The 4,008-nt window shown below is 60.5% G+C and carries 3 protein-coding genes; 1 reads left to right on the top strand and 2 read right to left on the bottom strand.

From position 1 onward, the window contains the following. Positions 1 to 550: 550 nt before the first annotated feature. Positions 551 to 1,594 (bottom strand): ATP-binding protein, encoded by a 1,044-nt coding sequence (locus CHB97_RS25565; RefSeq protein WP_143271218.1) that lies wholly within the window; start codon positions 1,592 to 1,594, stop codon positions 551 to 553. A 298-nt stretch (positions 1,595 to 1,892) separates the two neighbouring features. Further along, positions 1,893 to 2,771: a hypothetical protein gene (locus tag CHB97_RS25560; RefSeq protein WP_089290843.1), complete on the bottom strand. Its 879-nt coding sequence runs from the start codon at positions 2,769 to 2,771 to the stop codon at positions 1,893 to 1,895. Between the two features lie 241 nt (positions 2,772 to 3,012). Between CHB97_RS25560 and CHB97_RS25555 the strand changes: the two genes are divergently transcribed. After that, the coding region (locus CHB97_RS25555; RefSeq protein WP_244559711.1) for an IS1182 family transposase at positions 3,013 to 4,008 on the top strand (996 nt) is incomplete at its 3' end.

Genomic DNA, 4,008 nt, shown 5'->3' with positions numbered 1-4,008 from the left:
GCAGAACGTGCCATTGGCACATTCATCGACGGGTTCTATAATCCAACGCGGCGGCACTCGGCATTGGGCTACAAAAGCCCGATCCTGTTCGAGGCAACCGCCTGACGGCGAGAAATTGGCTCTCCACTTTTCCAGGGCAAGTCCAGACAAGGGGGCGTCCAGCGCAGGGGTTGGGCGCCAACATGTCATGGTCCCGGGCGATCTTGCGGCGGAGGTACCTATAATAGAGAATCGCCAAGTTTTGCAGGTTATCCGCATTTACGGCAGCTTCCTCCGCCAGCATGTTCAGGAACAGCGGCCTGCGCGGTATGTCGCCGTAGTGCTCCATGTACCGGCCAGAGCGAATGTTTCGGGCAAACTGGGCGAACCCCGCGCCAACATACCCGCCGGGACCCTCGCAGTGGCTGACGAACACCTCCATCTGGGGTTGCTCCCAATCCTCCAGGTACAGCGTCTTCCGCTGGACGTTGTGTCCGCGAGCGCTGTCGAGCGCGGCCCGGAAATCGCCTGCCCTCTCGTCCCAGAACTCTTTGCGCATGCTCAATACGACCTAGCTGTCGAAATTGCCCATACAGTTCATGAGAGTCCCGATTCCGTCCGAACGGTAAAGGAACGGGTGTTCGTCCAATCCGTCGAGCAGCAGGGCCGACGGAACGTCGCTCCGCAAAATGTGTGTCAGGGCGTCCCGAAGCAACTGGGATAGGTTCCTGTCGGCTGACCAATCGACATCTTCCAACAGTGGAGCCAAGATGGCCGCCACGAACATCTTTTCGTTGCTGAACGCGCCATCGTTGAATTGGGTGACGGGGGCGTAGATTGGAATGAACTTCGTCCTGTCGAGGTGTTCGAACAGGCGCAGCAGCAACGTTGTCTTGCCGAAGCCGAATTCGCCAACCAAGAGGATGCGCTTCGGGACGTCCCGCCCCCCGATCCTGGAAACATAGTTCTCGGCGCTCCTGAGCAACTCGGACAAAGGGCCGTCGCTTGTCGGCGAACCGTCATCCCAGCGGCAGGGAACGGAATCGATATGGAACTTCCCTCCCATCCGTCCCGCATAGTCGTCGCGCAAGCAGTGCCACCGCGCCTCCAGTGCCGATTTCAGCCATTGGATGGCCAACTCCCCCAACCAACGGCAGGCTTTCTCGAAGGGCATCAACTGAGCGGACTTGACGATCCCGTCGGCGACGAGGGCATCGAGCGCGGCTTCGATCTCCACACGATGGTCGGCCTCCCTGATCGGTCGGTTGACCAGGATCCGGAAGCTGCCGGCCTTCCTCCCGCTTTTCCGGAACTTTCGGATGGAATCCAGGCAGGCTGCCTTGGTCTCGTCGCTGAACTGGCTCTCCAAGCCCTTGCATTGGATGGCCACATCGATCTCAAATTCGTCATCCAGGCTGACGAGGTCGACGCCGTCGCGGTCGAGGTCGCGCAACGTGGCAACGCGCGAGAGGCCAGGGATAAACGGCGCAAGGTAACCGTGGACGACGCCCTCGAAGTCATGCCGTGCCGAGCTGCGAAGTTGATGCTTAATGCTCTCCGGTATGTTGAGGCCCATCTCCCTCGCCGCCCCGCTGCCTGTCGAACCCGTCGGCATCCACGGCTTCGACAGCTCTCCACCCACTGTCAGAAGCCACGGAATCCCACCCGTGGCAATTGTTGCCATAGTTAAAGGCCTGCTTCCATCTTTCTAATGCAGGACTGGACAACTGAACGGTTTTGATAGAAGTTCCATAATTTCATACAGACTAGGATAGAATTTACAGACGCTTATGACCGAATAGTGCAAGCATGCCCTATCCATTCGATCTTCGGAAAGCGACCGCCAAGCGGTGGAGAGACTGCGCGCAGATTTGAACGAAGAGAGCTCTTGGAATTGTGGACGTATTTTGCCTTTACCCGACATGGGTCGACCAGCTGCGATAACGATTGTCGTCCTGGATCACATTGGTCGCTCCAAGGCGGTGGACGATCTGGCGCAGATCGTTCTTGAACAGCACCAACTGATCCCGAGCGACGAATGCGTCGAGTAGTTTCAGCGTGGCCTCGGGGTGATCGTCGGGGTGGTTTGAACGGTTGAGCTGGTGGATCAAACGGTAGCCATTGGTCGCAACGGCGTAGCTGACGATATTGTCGACCGCTTCGGGGAACACCGTATCGGTTGTGATTGCCGCAAGCGCAAATTGCTCAGCGACCTCAGCCGAGCGAAGGCTCGCTTCGGTGGGCCAAACGCGCTTCAGCCACGGCCAGATGCGTTTCGTCCAGCGCAGGTCGGGCGAGCCCTCAATCGGCTCCTCGTCATCATTCCCATTGTCGGCGTCGCTGGCCTCCATGTAGCCGGTGACCCATGCCGCTGCGTCCACGCGCATCTCGTGCGGCATTGACCGGATGGCGTCGCGCACCTCGTCGCGCTTGAGCTCGTCGGCACCAAACGCGACGCCGACCAGCATCAACGATTGTGCGATGTTGCGGCCCCAATTGCCGATGCGCGCTAACCGATCGGGCCTGAACAGCGGCAGAAAATGGTTCTTGAGCGCCGCCCAGAGCTGCGGATCGATGCGCGCCGGCCAAGCATAACCCTGCCACATCGCGATCGACTCCTCTTCGTCCCTCCAGCCAAACGACGGAAGGAGCGTCCTGGCGGTCCATTCAGGATCGATCGCGTAGAGATAAGAGATGCGGCTCGCCCCGATCGTGCGGGCCAGCCGATGGCTTGGCGTGCCGGGCGCCATTAGGTCGGTCGCGCGTTGCTTGAGGTCGTCGGGCAGGCCCATCCCGACACGCGGGCGCCGCGCGAACAACACGTTGACAAAGGCCGTAGCGATCCGGCCGAGCGAGCGGTTGACCGCTTCGGTGACCCAGTCACGCCGGTTCTGCTCGGCATGATGTTCCTCATCGAGCGGCTCGCTGCCAGCAGCGGCAACCGTTCGATCAAACAGCGCCCAGAACCCATCGGGTTCTCAGACTGCTGACAAAGCCCTCGCCTATGGCGGGGTTTTTTGATTCACTGTGTTTATGCTTAAGCCAGCCACGCTCCAACAGACGGCACTTGAGATGGTGACGATCGCGTCGCTTGTTCCGTCGGATCACCTGCTGCGGAAGATCGACGCGGCGTTGGATTTCAGCTTCATCCGGGACCGTGTCGCGCACTTGTACTGCGCGGACAATGGCCGCCCGGCGCTGGACCCGGTGGTTTTGTTCAAGACGCTGCTGATCGGCTACCTGTTCGGGGTCCGGTCTGAGCGGCAGTTGATGCGCGAGATTGAGGTGAATGTGGCGTACCGCTGGTTCCTGGGCCTGCGGTTGACGGACAAGGTGTGTGACGCCTCGACCTTGAGCCAGAACCGTCGTCGTCGTTTCCGGGACAGCACGATCTACCAGGATATTTTCGATGAGATCGTGATGCAGGCGCTGCGGGCGGATCTGGTGGACGGGACGGTGCTGTACACGGACAGCACGCATCTGAAGGCCAATGCCAACAAGAACAAGTACGACTTGGCCCTGGTGTCGAAGTCGCGGGCAGACTATCTGGGGGCGCTGGACCAGGCCATCGACACCGACCGTGCGGCGCATGGCAAGGGGCCGCTGAAGCCCCAGGATCGGGAGCCGCCGGTCAAGGAGACCAAGGTCAGCCGGACCGACCCGGAGGCCGGATACATGGTGCGCGACGGCAAGCCGAAGGGGTTCTTCTATCTGGACCACCGCACGGTGGATGCCCGCCACGCCATCATCACCGACAGCCATGTGACGCCGGGCAATGTCCATGACAGCATCCCCTATCTGGGCCGGCTGGACCGGCAGCGGGAACGGTTCGGCCTGGATGTGCGGGCCGTGGGGCTGGATGCGGGCTATTCCACAGCCGGGATCGCCAAGGGATTGGAAGAACGAGGCATCGAGGGGGTGATCGGCTACAGTGTAAAAGTCTGGACTAAATCTGACGGCATGCTGGAATGGCGGGTATTGATCGCCTGTGTCGGGGCATGCCCCGACACAGGCGGCGGCGTAAGAAGA

Origin of the sequence: Azospirillum sp. RU38E (assembly GCF_900188385.1) — a bacterium.
Lineage (GTDB): Bacteria > Pseudomonadota > Alphaproteobacteria > Azospirillales > Azospirillaceae > Niveispirillum.
Note: the sequence above shows the minus strand (reverse complement) of the source record. Positions and strands in the feature narration are given on the sequence as shown.

What these genes read in the sequence shown, in the direction of transcription:
- CHB97_RS25565 (WP_143271218.1), bottom strand. Translation starts at nt 1,594, where the DNA reads ATGCCGACGGGTTCGACAGGCAGCGGGGCGGCGAGGGAGATGGGCCTC.
- CHB97_RS25560 (WP_089290843.1), bottom strand. Translation starts at nt 2,771, where the DNA reads ATGGGCCTGCCCGACGACCTCAAGCAACGCGCGACCGACCTAATGGCG.